The 17211-nt window shown below is 70.2% G+C and carries 17 protein-coding genes; 9 read left to right on the forward strand and 8 right to left on the reverse strand.

Features of this window, described 5'->3' with window-relative positions; translation table 11 throughout:
* Nucleotides 1-124 precede the first annotated feature (124 nt).
* Genes Ahu01nite_RS43210 through Ahu01nite_RS43220 form a run of 3 tightly spaced genes read left to right on the forward strand, consistent with a single transcriptional unit; the run spans nt 125 to nt 1573 of the window.
* Nucleotides 125-1144, forward strand: a complete 1020-nt coding sequence (locus Ahu01nite_RS43210; protein WP_203842585.1) for a helix-turn-helix domain-containing protein — start codon at nt 125-127, stop codon at nt 1142-1144.
* Nucleotides 1141-1311 carry a hypothetical protein gene (locus Ahu01nite_RS43215; RefSeq protein ID WP_203842586.1) on the forward strand — a complete coding sequence of 57 codons (171 nt, stop codon included), beginning with the start codon at nt 1141-1143 and terminating at the stop codon, nt 1309-1311. Before Ahu01nite_RS43210 ends, Ahu01nite_RS43215 begins: the two co-directional genes overlap by 4 nt.
* 25 nt (nt 1312-1336) lie before the next feature.
* Nucleotides 1337-1573 carry a hypothetical protein gene (locus Ahu01nite_RS43220; RefSeq protein ID WP_203842587.1) on the forward strand — a complete coding sequence of 79 codons (237 nt, stop codon included), beginning with the start codon at nt 1337-1339 and terminating at the stop codon, nt 1571-1573.
* A 1-nt stretch (nt 1574) separates the two neighbouring features.
* On the opposite strand, the gene Ahu01nite_RS43225 is transcribed toward Ahu01nite_RS43220, so the two are convergent.
* Nucleotides 1575-3239 (reverse strand): beta-1,3-glucanase family protein, encoded by a 1665-nt coding sequence (locus tag Ahu01nite_RS43225; RefSeq protein WP_203842588.1) that lies wholly within the window; start codon nt 3237-3239, stop codon nt 1575-1577.
* 300 nt (nt 3240-3539) lie between these two features.
* Here Ahu01nite_RS43225 and Ahu01nite_RS43230 point away from each other — a divergent pair, with 300 nt between their 5' ends.
* Nucleotides 3540-4406: an EamA family transporter gene (locus tag Ahu01nite_RS43230; protein WP_239159608.1), complete on the forward strand. Its 867-nt coding sequence runs from the start codon at nt 3540-3542 to the stop codon at nt 4404-4406.
* A 150-nt stretch (nt 4407-4556) separates the two neighbouring features.
* Here Ahu01nite_RS43230 and Ahu01nite_RS43235 read toward each other — a convergent pair whose 3' ends face one another.
* Both Ahu01nite_RS43235 and Ahu01nite_RS43240 read right to left on the reverse strand, forming a co-directional pair.
* On the reverse strand, nt 4557-5246 hold the full coding sequence (locus Ahu01nite_RS43235; RefSeq protein WP_203842589.1) for a copper resistance CopC family protein: 690 nt from the start codon (nt 5244-5246) through the stop codon (nt 4557-4559).
* Nucleotides 5247-5262: 16 nt separating this feature from the next.
* Nucleotides 5263-6285: a fatty acid desaturase family protein gene (locus Ahu01nite_RS43240; protein ID WP_203842590.1), complete on the reverse strand. Its 1023-nt coding sequence runs from the start codon at nt 6283-6285 to the stop codon at nt 5263-5265.
* Between the two features lie 128 nt (nt 6286-6413).
* Between Ahu01nite_RS43240 and Ahu01nite_RS43245 the strand changes: the two genes are divergently transcribed.
* The 3 genes from Ahu01nite_RS43245 (at nt 6414) to Ahu01nite_RS43255 (ending at nt 8680) form a co-directional block, all read left to right on the forward strand.
* Entirely contained in the window at nt 6414-6929 is a 516-nt protein-coding gene (locus tag Ahu01nite_RS43245; protein ID WP_203842591.1) for a SigE family RNA polymerase sigma factor, read from the forward strand.
* Nucleotides 6926-7699 (forward strand): hypothetical protein, encoded by a 774-nt coding sequence (locus Ahu01nite_RS43250; protein ID WP_203842592.1) that lies wholly within the window; start codon nt 6926-6928, stop codon nt 7697-7699. The genes Ahu01nite_RS43245 and Ahu01nite_RS43250 overlap by 4 nt, the downstream gene beginning before the upstream one ends.
* Nucleotides 7700-7900: 201 nt before the next feature.
* Nucleotides 7901-8680 (forward strand): S1 family peptidase, encoded by a 780-nt coding sequence (locus Ahu01nite_RS43255; RefSeq protein ID WP_239159609.1) that lies wholly within the window; start codon nt 7901-7903, stop codon nt 8678-8680.
* A gap of 48 nt (nt 8681-8728) precedes the next feature.
* Here Ahu01nite_RS43255 and Ahu01nite_RS43260 read toward each other — a convergent pair whose 3' ends face one another.
* Complete coding sequence (locus tag Ahu01nite_RS43260) at nt 8729-9913, reverse strand: zinc-dependent alcohol dehydrogenase (protein WP_203842593.1); 1185 nt, start codon at nt 9911-9913, stop codon at nt 8729-8731.
* 108 nt (nt 9914-10021) lie between these two features.
* On the opposite strand from Ahu01nite_RS43260, the gene Ahu01nite_RS43265 reads away from it, so the two are divergent.
* A complete protein-coding gene (locus tag Ahu01nite_RS43265) occupies nt 10022-12136 on the forward strand; it encodes a catalase (protein WP_203842594.1) in 2115 nt (704 codons plus the stop codon).
* Between the two features lie 18 nt (nt 12137-12154).
* Here the strand turns inward: Ahu01nite_RS43265 and Ahu01nite_RS43270 are convergent, their stop codons facing one another.
* Nucleotides 12155-12793, reverse strand: coding sequence for a TetR/AcrR family transcriptional regulator (locus Ahu01nite_RS43270; protein ID WP_203842595.1), 639 nt, complete (start codon nt 12791-12793; stop codon nt 12155-12157).
* Nucleotides 12794-12866: 73 nt separating this feature from the next.
* Here Ahu01nite_RS43270 and Ahu01nite_RS43275 point away from each other — a divergent pair, with 73 nt between their 5' ends.
* A complete protein-coding gene (locus tag Ahu01nite_RS43275; RefSeq protein ID WP_203842596.1) occupies nt 12867-13922 on the forward strand; it encodes an LLM class flavin-dependent oxidoreductase in 1056 nt (351 codons plus the stop codon).
* Here Ahu01nite_RS43275 and Ahu01nite_RS43280 read toward each other — a convergent pair.
* From Ahu01nite_RS43280 to Ahu01nite_RS43290, 3 genes are all read right to left on the reverse strand, one after another.
* The gene (locus tag Ahu01nite_RS43280; protein ID WP_203842597.1) at nt 13894-14274 is read right to left on the reverse strand and encodes a DUF2750 domain-containing protein; all 381 of its coding nucleotides are present in this window, start codon (nt 14272-14274) and stop codon (nt 13894-13896) included. The two genes, Ahu01nite_RS43275 and Ahu01nite_RS43280, sit on opposite strands and share 29 nt — an antisense overlap.
* Nucleotides 14275-14364: 90 nt before the next feature.
* Complete coding sequence (locus Ahu01nite_RS43285; RefSeq protein ID WP_203842598.1) at nt 14365-15726, reverse strand: aminopeptidase P family protein; 1362 nt, start codon at nt 15724-15726, stop codon at nt 14365-14367.
* A gap of 78 nt (nt 15727-15804) precedes the next feature.
* Entirely contained in the window at nt 15805-17148 is a 1344-nt protein-coding gene (locus Ahu01nite_RS43290) for a M1 family metallopeptidase (RefSeq protein WP_203842599.1), read from the reverse strand.
* Between the last annotated feature and the right edge of the window lie 63 nt (nt 17149-17211).

The raw sequence follows: 17211 nt of genomic DNA on the forward strand, positions 1-17211 counted from the left end.
GGACATTTGATACGTCATGGGCGTTGATCTGGCCGGAACAGGACAGTTCCGGAAACGGCCAGAGCGCCGGATGCGAATCCTTGACGATGTGCAATCATGGACAGGGACAGGAAAAGGGAGAACCGTGGATCTCTTGACGCTGTACGCACTGGCCGACAAGGTTTACACGGAATTGCTGGTGAATCCGACGACGAGCGTGGACGAGATGTCCGGCCGGCTCGTTATCGGCCCCGACGACGTCCGCGCCGCGCTCGATCTGCTCAGCGAGCTGGCCCTGGTGCAGCAGCACGACCACGGCTCGGGTGAGCTGCACCCGGTCGACCCGCGGATCGGCTTCGACGTGCTGCACAGCCGTCAGCAGGCCGAGCTCGCCGCCGCCCAGTCCAAGGTGGAGGAGTCCCGCGCCGTCGCGGAGCAGATCATCTCGGAATACTCCAGCACCCAGCCCGACGCCGACCTGACCGGCGCCCGGCAGCTGGTCGGCGTCGACGAGGTCCGCACCCAGCTCGCGCTGCTCACCGACCGGGTGCACACCGAGGTGCTGACGTTCGCCCCCGGTTCCCCGCCGACCGAGGAGAACATGCGCGCGTCGCGCCCGCTGAACGCCCGGCTCCTCGGCCGCGGCGTCCGCATGCGCACGGTCTACCTGGACAGCATCAAGAACAGCAACGCCGCCCTCGACAACGCGAGGTGGCTCGTCGAACGCGGCGCCGAGGTGCGTACGCTCCCCGCTCTGCCCGCCCGCATGATCATCCTGGACCGCGCGACCGCCCTGGTCTCCGCCGACGAGCTCGACAGCTCCCTGGGCGCGACGATGCTGACCGGCAGCGGGGTGCTGAGCGCCCTGTGCGCCCTGTTCGACAACCTCTGGCGCACGGCCGGCCACCTCGGCGACCCGCCACCTCGCGAGGACGCCGGGCTCACCCCGCCCGAGGCCGCCGCCCTGAACATGCTCGCCGCCGGCATGACCGACGACGCGGTCGCGAAACGCCTCGGGGTCTCCACGCGCACCGCCCGCCGGATAGCATCCACGCTCATGGAGAATCTGGGCGCCCGCAGCCGTTTCCAGGCCGGCGCGCTGGCCGAACGTCTCGGCATGCTCGACGACATCGAGCAGTGGTCCGGAACGCACCCCGCCCAGTGAAGACGACATACGTGGGTTCGCGCCGGCGCCTGACGCTCGCCACGATCACCATCGGTCTCGTCGCGTCGGTCATCGGGTGTGCCGTCGGCTATCTGGTGCTGTCCGCGACCTTCGGGCGCTGGGTCTCCGAGCCGATCAGCAGCGGGATCATTCACGTCGGGACGTGACGCGGTCCTGATCCCGCATACCGCGGTGGCGCGGACCCGGGTGTGGGCGAGGTGGCCCATCGCGGTGTTCGAGGTCTTCGTCGACGAGGCCGACGATGCGCAGGTGCTGCACCTCAACCGCCTCGGACGGCGGGCTCAGCGCAGGCGCAGGGCCGGTCAGGTGCGATATTCCATGCTGATCAGCGGCCTGGACGCGTCAACGGACACCATCCGTTCGTGGGCAGGCCGTCCGGCCGCGGTCTCGCGGCCGGACGGTCCGTGACTCAGCCCTTGTGCCACTTCTGGTTCTGCGTGCCGGCGCAGTCCCAGAGCTGAAGCTTCGCGTGGTCCGCGGAGTTCCAGTCCTTGATGTCGATGCACTTGTTCGCCTGCGGGTTCACGAGATCACCGGCGGCCGAGAGCACCCACTGCTGCGCGGCGTTCCCGGAGCAGTTGGCGATCTGGATGGCGGAGCCGTTCGCGGTCGAGCCACCCGCCACGTCCAGGCACTTGGCGTTCTGGGTGCGCAGCGTGCCCCCGGTGGCGGTCCACTTCTGCGGGGTCAGGTTGTTGCACGGCCACATCTGCACCTGGACACCGTCGGCATAGTTCGCCGCCGGAACGTCGATGCACTTGCCGTTCCAGTCACTGATCAGCGACGTTCCTGAGGAAGCAGGCGGCGTTGTCGGAGCCTGCGTCGTGGGCTGCGTCGTGGGCTGCGTCGTGGGCTGCGTCGTCGGGGTGCTGCCGCCTCCACCGCCGGTGAACGGGTTCAGGGTGATGCCGGCCGAGGTGGGGGCGCCGTCGTGGACCAGGGACTCGAAGTTGCCGACGTCGTCGAACGCGAACGCGTACGCCTTGCCGTCTGCCATGTTCTGGTGGACCAGTTTGGCGTACTGATTCGTCGGGTTGCTCTTGTAGAAGTCCGCCGCGTTGGTGCTCGGCTGGGTGTCGATCGTCCCCAGCGTGCCCCGGTTGAGCGCCGCGCACAGCGTCCGCGCGATCGGCCCGACGACCTGGTCGTTCGGCGCCCCGAGCGCGCCGTCACAGCCCCACACGTTCGCCGAGCTCGGCTTGCTGAACGACGCCACCTGCTGCCCCGACGAGTTCGTGAAGTTCATGACGTTCCCCGACGTACGCCCGGAGTACTTCAGGTTCGGCTGATCCCCGAACGGCACGACAGTCAAAGTCCTGCTCGTGTACGCGTTCCACGCACTCGTGATGTACGAGTCCAGATACGTGGTGCTCAGCCCGCCGGTGTCGGCCGCCTTACCCGGTGCCAGCACGCGCAGCACCGTACCGTCCGACCGGGTGTAGACCGACCCGGACAGCCCCGCGGACTTCATCCCGTTGATCACGTTGGCCCGGCCGTTCGCGACGAGCGTGCCGGTCGAGTGGCTGCCCTCGGAGCCGTTGGTCGACACGGTGTGCGGCACCGCGAACATGTCGACCTGCGAGCTGTTGAGCCAGATCCCGGCATCGTTGTAGGTGAACTCGCTCCAGTCGAACAGGATGTCGCGGTTCGCGTCGCCACCCGCCCACGGCGCCGGCTGCACGAGGCCGTCCGGCGTCAGGAAGAACTTCAGCTTCTGCCCGAACGAGAAGTAGAGCCGTCCGGAGATACCCTTCGGCAGCTGCAACGTGCTGCTGCCACCGGTACCCGGCCCGCCGATCGCCACGTCGGGAGCCGCGGACGGCGGGTTCGCCCCGGCCGGCCAGTTCGCGAACGACCCGGCGGCGTTGACATAGCCGAGCTTGCCGGTGTTCAGGTTGGTCCCGATCACGTACAGATAGACGGCCTCACCGCGACCGGTCTGGTTACTGACGGAAACGGGCAGCAGCGCGGGCCCGGTGGCCGCCGACGCCTGCCCGATCGCGGCATAGGTGCCGCCGGCCACCACCACGGCAAAAGCCGCGGCAATGCCGAGAATCTTCTTCTTTGTGCGCACGGGGATGAACCTCGGGGGGAGAGACGATAAACAAACCTAAGAGCATTACCACCTTCCGGGTACGCGCGGAGCCGGTCAAGATTCGCCCCCGACCCCTGCCCCTTCGTCCGCCCCGTAACAGTTTTCCGCCAAGTATTTTCCGGCCGTCGCCCCGGCCGTACGCGCCTGCGACCGCGGGCCGGACCGCGCTGCGTCACCGGCGAATCCTCGACGGCGGCACCCTCGTTTCCCTCTTGCCGGATTCGTCCGGAGAGGGAGCTGCCGCGGGCCGGCGTGGTCCGACAGCGAGGGGACACAGCGGTGGACGGGGCGATGGCAGCGGCCGGGGCGGCGGGGCTGGCGTGGGGTGGGTCGGACTTTTTGGCGGGGGTCTGCGCACGGCGGCTGCCTGTGCGTGCGGTCCTGGTGGGCGCCAAGGTCATGGGGATGGTGATCGCCCTGCTCTACCTGGCCGACCGGACGCAGGCGCTGCCCGGTGGTGCCCGCGTCCTGATAGGGGCCGCCGTGGCCGGGATGATCGGGATCCCGGCGATGGGGCTGCTCTACCGGGCGATGCGCGACCACTCACTCACGGTCGTCGCCCCGGTGGCGGCGGGTGCGGCGCTCATGCCGCTGGCGTGGGGTCTGGCGCACGGTGAGCACCTCGGCCTGCCCGAAGCGATGGGCACGGCCGCCGCCCTCGCCGCTGTCGTGCTGACGAGCCGCCCCTGCGAGCCGCAGGCCGACCGCGCCGCCACCCTCCGCTCGTCGCTCTCGGCGGCGGGCGCGGCTCTCGGCTTCGGCACCTATTTCGTGCTGCTCCACGAGGCCGCACCGGGTGATCCGTATGCCGCGACGGCCTACGCCCGGATCACCGGCGGCGTCGTTGCCCTGCTGCTCGTGATGTGCCGTCCGGCGTGGTCCACGGCGTTCCGGGAGCGTCCGGGCTCTGCCGCGCCGAGCTGGTTCCTGCTCCCCGCGGCCGTGGGTGCACTGGACACGATCGGTGACGCCACGTTCGCCGTTTCCGCCGCGGCGGGTGCGCTCGGCGCGGCCGCGATGCTCGCCTCGATGTACCCGGCGGTCACCGTCCTGCTCAACGTCGGTGTCCTCCGCGAGCCACTCCCCCGCGTCCACCTCGCCGGCGTCCTCAGCGCCCTGGTCGCCCTGGCCTGCTTCGCCGCCTGACGCTCGCCCGAGTCAGCTCTCCTCGCGCCGCCGGGGCCGTGCGGCGAGGCGTCGCGGGGGCTGCGCGGCGAGGCGTCGCGGGGGCTGCGCGGCGAGGCGTCGCGGGGGCTGCGCGGCGAGGCGTCGTTAGGGCCGTGCGGTGAGGCGTCGTCAGGGCCGTGCGGTGAGGCGTCGTGGGGGGCGGACGGTGAGGTAGAGGAGGACGGCGGCGGTGAGCAGGAGGACGGGGACCAGCCAGGCCCAGACGCTGGTGGCGTTCGGGGGCTTGGCAGCGGCCTGCGGGGGTGCTGACGGGCCGGCGGCGGCGAGGAGTTCCGGTTTGGGCTGGTCGGCCGGCGCTTGCCAGCTCGGCGGGGCGGGGGTCGGGCTTCCGGCGTACACAAATCGGAGTTGGCCTTTGACCTGGTCGCCGTCGGAAGCGACGGTGTGGTAGCCGACGACGTAGGTGCCGGGCACCGGCCAGTGACTCACGGTGACCCGGACGGGGAAGCCGGTGCGGTAGGCCTGCGGCTGCCAGACGCCCTCGGTGAGCTGGTATTCGGTGACCGGGGTGGTGAGCGGGACCGGTTCGGCGTTCGACCAGCCGCTGTCGACCCGGGCTCCCGTGGGGGCCGTGACCGTGAAGTAGGCGAACGGCGCGGGCTTCTCGGTGAAGGTGAGCGTGACCGCGTCGGCCGGGGCGCTGAGCTGCTGACCTTCGGCGGGAGTGGTCACGACGAGGCCGCCGTGTGCCAGCGCGGGTCCGTATGCCAGCGCGGGTCCGGGCGCCAGCAACAGGGAGACGAGCAGCAACGGGGAGACGAGCAGACCGGCAACGATGACGGCGAACCAGCGTCCCATCGAAGGAGCTTAGCCGTCACACCGCCCGAAGTGGAGCCCCCACCTCATGGAGATAGCTCAATGCCTGACGGTACGACTCGACGAGGCTCGTCGATTCGTACGCGACCCCCATCCCCTCGCAGTAAGCCCGGACGATCGGCTGTGCCTTGCGCAGGTTCGGGGTCGGCATCGCGGGGAACAGGTGGTGCTCGATCTGGTAGTTCAGGCCGCCGAGCGCGGCGTCGGTCAGGAACCCGCCGTTGACGTTGCGCGAGGTCAGGACCTGTTTGCGCAGGTAGTCCTCGTCGCCGTCCGGGTGCGGCATGCCCTTGTGATTCGGGGCGAACGTCATGCCCAGGTAGACCCCGAACACCGCGTGGTGCAGCAGGAAGAACGCGAGCGCCTGCAGCGGCGACAGCACGACGAGCAGCGCGGTGACATACGCGACGAGGTGCAGCGCCATCAACCCGGCTTCCAGGCCGCGCTTCTTCATGCCGGGCCGGGCCAGCGCCTTGATGCTGGACACCCGCAGGTCGATGCTGAGCAGCGTGAGCAGCGGGAAGAACAGGCCCGCCTGGTGCCGGGTGATGAACGCCGCCAGGCCACGGCGGCCGAGCGCGGACTCGGTGGCCCAGATCAGGACCTCGGGCTGGACGTCCGGGTCGAGGTCGTCGTGGTTGGGGTTGTTGTGGTGGCGGGTGTGCTTATCCATCCACCAGCCGTAACTCATTCCGACGGCGACGTTCGCGGCGATCCGTCCCGCCCGCTCGCTGGGCGCCTTCGTGCGGAACACCTGGCGGTGCGCGAGGTCATGGGCGATCAGCGCGACCTGCGAGAACACGACCCCCAGGAAAGCCGCGACCGCGAGCGTCCACCAGGACGAGCCGATCAGGAAGAACGCGGCCCAGCCGCCGACGAGCATGGCGGCCACCACACTGATGCGTACGGCGTAGTAGGCCGGTCGCCGTTCGAGCAGTCCCGCTTCGGCGATGGTCCTGTTCAGGGCGGCGAAATCGCTGGCCGCCGGCCTGCTCGGTCGATGCACAGCTGTCGTCGTCATACCCTCAAGGATCTCGTGGCCGCCCGGGGCAGGTCAGGAGTGCTAGCACCCCCCGCAGCTGTGAAGTCGCTGCGAACCTTTCCGCCGCCCCGCGCGTCCAGAAGACATGACGAGAACGAGGACAGCCCATGGCGCGCGGTGACGCTGAGTTCGCCGAGTTCGCGGGGGCGAGCTTCCAGCGCCTGCGCCGCGCCGCGTACCTGCTGACCGGCAACAGCCAGCAGGCCGAGGACGCCGCGCAGACCGCGCTCGTGAAGACGTACGCGGCCTGGCGGCGGGTGCAGCGGCAGGATCCGTACGCGTACACCCGCCGGATCATGGTCAACCACCTGAAGGACCAGTGGCGCCGCCCGATCCGGGAGGACGCCCACGAGCCGGAGCGCCTCCCCGACCGGGCGTCGGAGCAGGACCTCGCCGGCGACATCACCGAGCAGCGCTGGCTGCTGGCCGCGCTGGCGAAACTCGCGGACCGCGAACGCGCCGTGGTCGTGCTCCGGCACTACTTCGACCTCAGCGAACGCGACGTCGCGGCGGAGCTCGACATCGCCGTCGGCACCGTGAAGAGCCTCAACGCCCGCGCGCTGGCCAAGCTGCGGATCAGCCTCGACACCGGGGAACCGATAATGAACGGAGTGACGTCATGAACGATCTCGACACCTTCCGGACCGCCCTGCACGGCGACGAGGACGGCCTCCCGCCCGCGCTGGACGACATCATGAGCGCGGGCCGCAAGCTGCGCCTCAAGCGCCGCGCCGCGATCGCGACCGTCGCGGCGGCGGCCCTCGTGGTCACCGGCGGCGTGACCGCCACGACCTGGCAGGCCCAGGCACCCCCTGCCCGGACGGGAGCCCCGGCCGCGAGCGCCTGGCCCACGCCGACGGCCTCCGCCGCCCCGGACGGCTACTGGGGCCTGCCGGTCGACACCGGCATCCGCCAGCGCAACTCCAAGATCAAGATCAATGCGTTCCACAACGACAACCCGGCATACCCGGACATCGAGTTCGGCATCCGCGTCTGCGCCGCCACCCCCACCGACCCGCAGGCCTTCTGCGACAACACGTTCGACGAGGAGGCCCCGGACAACAGCCCCGGCTTCCACGCCATCGGCCTCCCGTCCGCCTCCGAGAACGTCAACCTCCCGATGTACGGCTACTACGTCGGCCCCGCCACCACGATCACCGTCAAGTCCCGCGGCAAGGTCCGCACGGCGAAGACGGCGACCTGGAGCGAGGACCCGAACGTCGTCTTCTTCTGGTTCCCCCTCGACCAGGTCTACCTCCAGGCGGACAAGAACGACCCGATGTACAAGCTCGGCAAGGTCACCAAGAACGAGCTCCCGGACACCAGCGACTGGACCGCCTACGACGCCGCCGGCACCAAGCTGCCCGTCGGCAAGCCCTTCGTCATCGGCTGACACCGGGATGCGCCGCGCCCCGCCGCTGGTCAGGCGGGGCGCGGCGCCGCACCCAGGTCGATCACGAAGCGGCACTTCACGTCCTCGACTGCGGCCCCGGCCGGCATCTGGGCACCTCGATGGCCGTCAAGTTGATCGGCTTGAATGGCAGGGCTAGCGTGGCGCGGAGCATCGATACGTTCATCGAACGAGGAGACAGCTTTGCGTCGCAGAAAAGTAGGGTTACTCGCCGGCGCGGCCACTGTGGTGGTCGCGGCGGGGATTGCGATGTTCGGCATCGGGCCGGCCAATGCGATCGCCAACGGTGAGGCCGTGCAGGACGGCAAGTACCGGTTCTCGGTCAAGCTGACGATGACCGGGATTCCCGTGCTCGGGGGCGGCACGCGCAACAGCGCCTGTTCCGGTGCCCTGATCGCGCCGGACTGGGTGGTCACGGCCGGGCACTGCTTCCGGGACGAGAACAGTGTGCGGGTCGAGCGGCCGGTTGCGGCGTCGACCGTGGCGACGGTCGGGCGCACCGACCTGACGACCGGGACCGGCGGTTACGACCTCGAAATCGTCGCGGTCCGGCAGTCGGCGACCGCCGATGTGGCGCTCGCGCAGCTGGCGTCGCCGATCACGGACATCAAGCCGCTCAAGGTCTCCAAGCGGGCCCCGGAGGCCGGCGACGTGCTGCGCCTCACCGGGTACGGCTCGCTGACCAGCACCAACCCGGTCCCGGCCACACATCTGCAGACCGGGCAGCTCGAGGTGGAGTCGCTGCAGGAGTCGACCCTGGGCGTGCGGGGGCTGGCTCCGCAGGCCGACACGACGCCCTGCCCGTACGACTCGGGTGGCCCGTTCTTCCGCGAGCCGCGCTGGCGGGGCCCGGAGCTGGTCGCGGTCGTGAGCAACGGGCCGAGCTGCCCGCACACCGAGATCGAGAGCCCGGCCCGGACGGACAACATCGCCGGCTGGATCCTGGACATCGTCAACGCCTGATCCCCGGTGGTCGCCGCCACGTCGTGGGGCGGCGACCACCGCCGGGAATCACGGCTTCAGTACGACCTTGACGCAGCCGTCCGTCTTGTTCTTGAACATCTCGTACGCGTCCGGCGCGCCTTCGAGGGGCACCCGATGCGTGACCAGGTCGTCCACGCCGAGCGGGTCGTCGTCGCCGGTGAGCAGCGGCAGGACGTCATCGACCCAGCGCTTCACGTGGGCCTGGCCCATGCGCAGCGTCACGCCCTTGTCGAAGAGATCCATCATCGGGAACGGGTCGGCGTTGCCACCGTACACGCCGATGATCGAGATCGTGCCGGCCCGGCGGACCGCGTCGAACGCCGTCCGCAGGGCACCCATCCGGTCGACGCCGAACGCCTCGGTGGCCTTGCGGGCGAGCGCGTCGGGCAGCATCCCCGCCGCTTTCATCGCCGCCGACTGGAACGGCGTGCCGTGGGCCTCCATGCCGACCGCCTCGATGACGCTGTCCGCGCCACGTCCCGCGGTCTGGTCGCGGATCGCCGCCGGGATGTCGTCGACCTCGTCGAAGTTCAGCACCTCGATGCCGTGACGCTGGGCCATCGCGAGCCGCTCCGGGACGTTGTCGATCGCGATCACCCGGCCGGCGCCGAGGTGGCGGGCGATCCGGGCGCTCATCTGGCCGATCGGCCCGAGACCGGTGACGGCCACCGTGTCACCGGGCGCGATGTCCGCGAACTTCGCCGCCTGCCATGAGGTGGTCAGCACGTCGGACAGGAACAGGTAGCGCTCGTCGGGGTGGCCGTCCGGCACCTTGATCGGGCCGAACTGGGCCTGCGGGACGCGCAGGAACTCGGCCTGGCCGCCCGGCACCTGGCCGTAGAGCTTGGAGAAGCCGAAGAGCGAGGCGCCCGTACCCTGCGATCGGGTCTGGGTGGTCTCGCATTGGGCGAACAGCCCGCGGGTGCACATCCAGCAGTGGCCGCAGGAGATGTTGAACGGGATCACCACCCGGTCGCCGGCCCTGATGTGGGTGACCCCGGGGCCGACCTCCTCGACGATGCCCATCGGCTCGTGCCCGAGGACGTCACCGGCGTCGAGGTACATGCCGAGGACGTCGTACAGGTGCAGGTCGGAGCCGCAGATCGCGGTGGACGTCATCCGCACGATCGCGTCCGTCGGTTCTTCGATTACCGGGTCCGGCACGGCTTCCACGGACACCTTGCCGGTTCCTTGCCACGTCAGAGCTCGCATTGTCACGGGATGCCCCGGCGCCCCCGGATTATTCATCGATGTTTCAGCCGCTTCACCACGGGCACCCGACCATCGTTCATGGTTTCCATTATGTGATCGAGGTTGTGCATGGCTGCGAAGAAGAAAACCCCGGCTCCGTCCCCCGCCGCTCTCGATCCTGCGGAAACCAGCCCCGTGAGCAAGGCCCTTGCCCCGGAGCAAGGACTGCAGAACGGCGCCTTTCTGACCACCGCCGAGGGACTGCGGTTGCCGGACACGGATCATTCCCTGAAAGCCGGGCCGCGGGGGCCTTCGCTGCTGGAGGATTTCCACCTGCGGGAGAAGATCACCCATTTTGATCACGAGCGCATTCCGGAGCGGGTCGTGCACGCCCGCGGTGCCGCCGCGCACGGAGTTTTCCGAGCGTACGGCAGTGCCGGCTCGGTGACGAAGGCGCCTTTCCTGGCCGAACAGGGCCGCGAGACACCGGTATTCGTGCGGTTCTCCACGGTGCTCGGATCACGCGGGTCGGCGGATACCGTACGCGACGTCCGCGGCTTTGCCGTGAAGTTCTACACGGCCGAGGGAAACGTCGACCTGGTCGGCAACAACATGCCCGTCTTCTTCATTCAGGACGGCATCAAGTTCCCGGACATCATCCACGCCGGAAAACCGCACCCGGATCGCGAGATCCCGCAGGCACAGAGCGCGCACGACAGTTTCTGGGATTTCGTCTCCCTGCACACCGAGGCCACCCATCATGTCATGTGGGCGATGTCCGACCGGGGCATTCCGCGTTCCTACCGGACGATGGAGGGCTTCGGCGTCCACACTTTCCGGCTGGTCGACGCCGACGGTGCCACGAGTCTGGTGAAATTCCACTGGAAGCCCGTGGCCGGGGTGCATTCCCTGGTCTGGGAGGAGGCCCAGCTGGCGGCGGGCACCGACCCGGACTTCCACCGCCGGGACATGGCCGACGCGATCGACGCGGGCGCGTTCCTCGAGTACGAGCTCGGCATCCAGGTGATGCCGGACAGCGACGAGGAGACGTTCGAGGGCATCGACCTGCTGGACCCCACGAAGATCGTCCCCGAGGAGCTGGCACCGGTCCAGCCGATCGGCAAGCTGACCCTGAACCGCAACCCGGACAACTACTTCGCCGAGACGGAGCAGGTCGCCTTTCACACCGGCCACCTGGTCCCCGGCATCGAGATCACGAACGACCCGCTGATGCAGGCGCGGATGTTCTCGTACCTCGACACCCAGCTCACCCGGCTCGGTGGCCCCAACTTCGCCCAGCTGCCGATCAACCGGTCGCACGCCCCGGTCAACGACAACCTGCGCGACGGCATGCACCAGAGCGTCATCCACCGCGGCGTCGCGCCGTACCTGCCCAACAGCCTGGCCGGCGACGAGGGCCCCGAGCCCGCCACCGAACCGCAGGGCGGCTACGTCCAGGTCCCGCGGCTCGTCCACGGCGAGAAGGTACGCGCCAACCCGGTCTCGTTCGACGACCACTTCTCGCAGGCCACGCTCTTCTACGCGAGCATGAGCCCGGTGGAGAAACTGCACATCGTCGAGGCCTTCACGTTCGAGCTCGGCAAGGTCTACGAGCAGCCGATCCGGGAACGCGCCCTGGGCGTCCTCGCCAACGTCGACGCCGACCTGTGCGAGCAGATCGCCGCGGGTCTCGGCATGCCGGCACCGGTCGGCAAGCCGGCTGACAACGTGCAACCGTCCCCGGCCCTGTCGCAGATCTCCCCCGTCCCCGGCCCGATCGCCGGCCGCGTCATCGGCATCGTCGCCGCCCCGGGCGCCGACCTCGCGGGCATCGGCAAGGTCCGCAAGGCCTTCGAGGCCAAGGGCGCCTTCGTCCGCGTCATCGCCCCGGCCGGCGGCACCCTCGGCAAGGGCGCCCGCACCGAGATCATCGAACGGACCCTGCTCACCACCCGCTCGGTGGAGTACGACGCTGTCCTCATCGCGGGCGGCGCCGGCGCGCTGGCCGACATCAAGCTGACGGTGCTGCTGCAGGAGGCCTTCCGGCACGCCAAGGCCATCGGTGCCTGGGGCGACGGCGAGCAGGCCCTGATCACGGCGGGCATCGACACGACCGCGCCGGGCATCCTGCTCAGCGACGGGGTGTCCAGCGCGTACACCAAGGATCTGATCAATGCCGTCGGTCTCCACCGGGCCTGGGACCGCGCCGCCCTGGTGATGTCCTCCGCCGGCCCGGCGGCTTAAGCAACTGCGGCGCGGGGGTCAGCTCTGGCCCCCACGCCGGAACTCCAGGGCTGCGTAGAGGTCCCGCGGCGGTGGTGCTCCTGGCAGCGGCTTCGTATTGGACGCGGCACAGGCCTGGAGCAGGTAGCCGATCAGCCGGTCCTGCGCGGCGGCGAGAGCCGGGGTCTGAGTGCGCATCACTCCCCCGGTAGCCAGCAGGATCAGCGGCAGATCGTGCGGGGAGAAGTCGGCCCGCAACACCCCGGCGGCCTTGGCCCGGCGGACGAGCCGGATGAACTCCCGCAGCCCGCGCTGGCGTTGCGCCTCGAGCAGCTCGGCGCCGGTGAACATCGTGGTCAGGACCTGCGCGAAGCCGCGGTCGCGCTGCGGGATCCGGCACACGTACTCGATGAACCCGCAGAACGCCGCCCACGGATCGGGATCCGCCGCTGCCCTGGTGGCCGTGTCCGCGTAGTCCGTCATCGCCGCCCCGAACGTCGCCTCGACGAGGTCGGCGCGGGCTGGGAAGTTGCGGATCAGCGTGGCGATCCCGACGCCGGCGCGACGTGCGACCTCGCTCATCGGCACGTCGATGCCGGACTCGCCGAACACCTCGGCCGCCGCGGCGAGGACCCGCTCCCGGTTGCGCACCGCGTCTGCCCGAGGCTGCCGTGACATCACCCACACCCCTTAAATGGAAGTCCTCTTCCGGATACTGTTGCGGAAGACCCCTTCCACTTTAGGACCGATCATGTCAGTGGTAGAAATCGGCGTCGCCAGCCTGGCCGACCGGCAGCCGCGTACGGTCGACGGCACCACCGTCACCGAAGCCGCACGCACGGCCCAGATCATCGAGCTGGGCGTCCAGGCGGACGAGCTCGGCCTCGACGTCTTCGGGCTCGGCGAGCACCACAGCCGGGACTTCGTCGTCTCGTCGCCCGTGCCCGTGCTGGCCGCCGTCGCTGCGCGCACCACCCGGATCCGGCTGACCAGCGGCGTGACCGTGCTGAGCGCGCTCGACCCCGTCCGCGTGCACCAGGACTTCGCCACCCTCGACCTCATCAGCGGCGGCCGGGCGGAGATCACCGTGGGCCGCAGCGCGTACCCGGAGCCGTTCGCGCTGTTCGGGGTCGACATCAACGACTACGACGAGGTGTTCACCGAGAAGCTGGACCTGCTGCTGCGCCTGCGCGACGAACCGGAGATCAGCTGGAGCGGCACCCACCGCCCGCCGCTGACCCGGGCCGCCGTGGTGCCGCGTGGCGTGCAGGCCGCACTACCCGTATGGATCGGCGCCGGTGGGACCCCGGCCAGCGCCGCCCGCGCCGGGCTGCTGGGCCTGCCGCTGATCCTCGGCTACCTCGGCGGCTCCCCGGAGCACCTCCGCGGGCTGGTGGACCTCTACCGCGCGGCCGGCGCCCGGGCCGGGCACGCCGATCGGCTGCGGGTGGGCGTCGCGGCGCACTACTTCGGCGCGGAAACGCAGGCGGAGGCCGCGTCGACGTACCCGTACTATCACGACTTTCTGCGGCCCAAGCACCCCGGAGGCGGCGGTTTCGTCGTCACCCCGCAGGCCTTCACCGACGGCACCAGCCCCGACCGGCCCCTGATGATCGGTACGCCCGGCCACGTCATCGACAAGCTCGTCCACCTGCACAAGGTCCTCGGCTACGACCGCCTGCAACTCCTCGCCGACTGGGGCGGTCTCCCGGCCCCGCTGGTCGAGGCCTCCGTGCACCGCCTGGGCACGGAGATAGCCCCCGCCCTGCGAGAAACGCTCAGTCGAGTTTCGCGCGGAATTCCTTGAGCGTGAGCTGGCCGGCGTTGTGCCCGTCGACGGGGAAGATGGCGATGTCCGCGTCATCCTCCTTGAGCTGCGGCAGCCACTCCTTCAGGAACTCGTCCACGGGAATCGCGATCGGGTGCTCCCCCGGCTCGGCGTCCTCCTCGTTCTCCAGCTGGGCCACCGTCGCGTACGGCCAGATCGGCAGCAGGGTCGTGCGCCGCGCGTCCTCGGTGAACAGGGTGTCGAACTCGTCCCCCCACACCCACAGCACGCCCTTGCCGGCGAGCACGTCGAACGTCGCGGCCACCCGGTCGTCCCCGCCCAGCGCGCGCAGCCGGTCCGCTTCGCCCCGCGAGATGTCATCCCGTGCCACTTGACCTCCGAAAACCCGCCCACCGATGTACGGCTGCGATCGTATCGGCCCGGCCACCACGAACGGCAGGCGGCGCTCCCCCTGCCGTGGTCAGCGGGCGGCCCATTTCTCCAGGCCGGCGGCGTCGATCGGCAGGGCTCCGGAGAGAACCTCATGCCCGGTCGCGGTGACCAGGAGATCATCCTCGATGCGTACGCCGATGCCGCGCAGCTCCGGCGGCAGCGTCTCGTCGTGGGCGTGGAAGTACAGTCCGGGCTCGACGGTCAGCACCATGCCGGGCGCAAGCGGCGCGCCCTGGTACTGGTCGTAGTTCGACGAGCCGCAATCGTGCACGTCGAGGCCGAGGTGGTGACCGATGCCGCAGACGATGTAGCGGCGGTGCTCCTGGCCCCGCGGTGCGAGTGCCTCGTCCACCGAGACCGGCAGCAGGCCCCAGTCGTGCAGGCCGCGGGCGAGGACCTCCAGGGAGGCGAAGTGGAAGTCGGAGAACAGACCGCCGGGGCGCACCTGGTCCATACCCGCCCGGTGGGAGGCCTCGACCAGATCGTGCACCTGCCGCTGGACGGGTGAGAAGGCGCCGCCCACCGGGATCGTCCGGGTCACGTCGGCGGTGTAGAGCGACCTCGCCTCCACTCCCATGTCGAGCAGCAACGTCTCACCGGGCCGGACCGGGCCGTCGCAGCGGACCCAGTGCAGGATCGGGGCGTGGTCACCGGAACCGACGATCGTGCTGTAGCCGGGGCCGTTGCCGAACGTCCGCGCGTACCTGTCGAAGGTGCCCTGCAGCCAGCGCTCCCCCAGCCCGTCGGCGACCGCGCGCGGCACCTCATCGGCCACGGCCGCGAACCCCGCGACGGTGTGGTCGATCGCCTCGCGCAGCTGGGCGATCTCCCATTCGTCCTTGATCATGCGGAGATCGGCGACGACCCGCTGCAGATCGGCGTCGGGCGAGGGGTCGGGCATCTTGAGCGCCGAGCGGGGCCGCACCGGCAGATCCAGGGCCGCCGACCACGCGCCGAGCCCCGCGGACGGCCCCACCCACAGCTCGCCGTGTGCCGCACTCGCGTAGAAGTCACGCTCACCGGGCCCGGCCGGTGCGGGCAGGTAGAGCACCGCGTCGTGGCCGCCCGGTGCCGGTGTCATGACCAGCACCGACCCCTCGACCTGACACGAGGTCGCCCATACGAAGTCGCTGTCCGCGCGGAACGGGTGGTCCGCGTCACCGTTGCGGGGCCGGGCCTGCCCGGCTGCCAGGACCAGGGTCTGGCCGGGCAGTGCGGCGCTGAGCCGGGCCCGGTGCGCGACAGCAGCCCGCGCCGCGGCCGGATCGACCGGGGCGGGGACGTCGCGTTCGGCCCAGCCCTGGCCGATGCGGGCCAGGAAGCCGGGGCTGTCGTCGGCCAGCCACGGAGGCTTCGTCCCGGCCCACGGCGGGGTGCTCAACTCGGTCATCGCTTCGCCTCCAGGAGCTCGACGCGTTCCATCAGAACACGGGCGGCGACGCGGGTGCCACCGGGAATCGGCCGTCCCTCACCGGGGCAGCGGGGGCAGTGCCGGCGTGTCGAGCCACTCCTTGAACAGCCCGTCCAGGGGTTCGCGGGAGAAGCGCTGCGCGTGCGCCCGGAAGTCCTCGCTCGTCACCGTCGCGTGCTGGTGCCCGGCCACCCAGGCGCGGACCATCGGGAAGAACGAGCCGGCGCCGACCTTCTTGCGCAGGGCGTGCAGAGTGAGCGCGCCGCGCTTGTAGACGGCCGGGTCGAACATCGCGTCCACCCCCGGGTCGGCCACCCGGATGCCGGCCGCGCTGACCGCGAGGTAGCCGTGCCACTGGGCCGCGAGGGTGTCGGCCGGGAGACCGCCGCTGACCTCGGACCACAGCCATTCCGCGTACGTCGCGAAGCCCTCGTTGAGCCAGATGTGGCGCCAGTCCGCGACCGTGAGGCTGTTGCCGAACCACTGATGCGCCAGCTCGTGCACGACCAGCCGCTCGTGGGTGCGCTTGCCGTCGATGTGGTTGGCGCCGAAGATGGCCATCCCCTGCGCCTCGATCGGGTCGTCGAGCTCGTCGTCGGCGACCACGAGCACGTACTCCTTGAACGGGTACGGCCCGAAGTACCGCTGCAGCGTCGCCATGATCTCGCCGTGCCGGCCGAGGTCGTGGGTGGCGCCGGCGCGCAACCGCGGCGGGATGGCGGCGCGCTGCCTGATCGGGCCGGGCGCGGCGAGCTCCATCATCTCGTAACGTCCGATCTGGACGCTCATCAGATAGGGCGACGTGGGTTCGCGACGCTCGAAGACCCAGCTGGTCGCGCCCGCACCACGCCACTTCGAGACAAGATCACCGGTCACCAGCACGGCGTACGCGGAAGCGACCGTCAACGCCACCCGATACGTCGCCTTGGCCGCCGGCTGGTCGTCGCACGGGAACCACGACGGCGCCCCGTTCGGCTGGCTCGCGACGAGCACGCCGTCGGTCAGCTCGTCCCACCCGATGTCGCCCCAGCGCCCGGAGATCGGCAGCGGCGTCCCCGAATACCGGATGTCGACCCGGAACGTGTCGCCGTCGTCGATCGGGCGCTGCGGCTTGATGAAAAGCTTGTGACCGCGCTGGAGGTGCTTCGCCGGCCACCCGTCGACCCGGACGTCCTGCACCCGGAAACGCCCGAGGTCGAGCGAGAACCGGGACAGCGCCTGACCGGCCACGGCGGTGATGGTGGCCTTGCCGCCGAGCCGGTTGGACGTGATCCGGTATTCCAGGTCCAGGTCGTAGTGCTCCACCCGGTACCCGCCGTTGCCGTGCTCCGGCAGGTACGAGTCCTGCGAGTGGTCCGCCCCCGGCTTGGCACCCCGCGGACCAGGTAACTTAGGCGTCATGCCGAGTCACCTTCGGCATGCCCTTCTGGCCCTCGCCGCTGCGGGCCGTCGCCGGCCGCCGGC

Origin of the sequence: Winogradskya humida (assembly GCF_016862215.1) — a bacterium.
GTDB lineage: Bacteria > Actinomycetota > Actinomycetes > Mycobacteriales > Micromonosporaceae > Actinoplanes > Actinoplanes humidus.

What these genes read in the sequence shown, in the direction of transcription:
- Ahu01nite_RS43235 (WP_203842589.1), bottom strand. Translation starts at nt 5,246, where the DNA reads ATGGGACGCTGGTTCGCCGTCATCGTTGCCGGTCTGCTCGTCTCCCCG.
- Ahu01nite_RS43240 (WP_203842590.1), bottom strand. Translation starts at nt 6,285, where the DNA reads ATGACGACGACAGCTGTGCATCGACCGAGCAGGCCGGCGGCCAGCGAT.
- Ahu01nite_RS43245 (WP_203842591.1), top strand. Translation starts at nt 6,414, where the DNA reads ATGGCGCGCGGTGACGCTGAGTTCGCCGAGTTCGCGGGGGCGAGCTTC.
- Ahu01nite_RS43250 (WP_203842592.1), top strand. Translation starts at nt 6,926, where the DNA reads ATGAACGATCTCGACACCTTCCGGACCGCCCTGCACGGCGACGAGGAC.
- Ahu01nite_RS43260 (WP_203842593.1), bottom strand. Translation starts at nt 9,913, where the DNA reads ATGCGAGCTCTGACGTGGCAAGGAACCGGCAAGGTGTCCGTGGAAGCC.
- Ahu01nite_RS43265 (WP_203842594.1), top strand. Translation starts at nt 10,022, where the DNA reads ATGGCTGCGAAGAAGAAAACCCCGGCTCCGTCCCCCGCCGCTCTCGAT.
- Ahu01nite_RS43270 (WP_203842595.1), bottom strand. Translation starts at nt 12,793, where the DNA reads ATGTCACGGCAGCCTCGGGCAGACGCGGTGCGCAACCGGGAGCGGGTC.
- Ahu01nite_RS43275 (WP_203842596.1), top strand. Translation starts at nt 12,867, where the DNA reads ATGTCAGTGGTAGAAATCGGCGTCGCCAGCCTGGCCGACCGGCAGCCG.
- Ahu01nite_RS43285 (WP_203842598.1), bottom strand. Translation starts at nt 15,726, where the DNA reads ATGACCGAGTTGAGCACCCCGCCGTGGGCCGGGACGAAGCCTCCGTGG.
- Ahu01nite_RS43290 (WP_203842599.1), bottom strand. Translation starts at nt 17,148, where the DNA reads ATGACGCCTAAGTTACCTGGTCCGCGGGGTGCCAAGCCGGGGGCGGAC.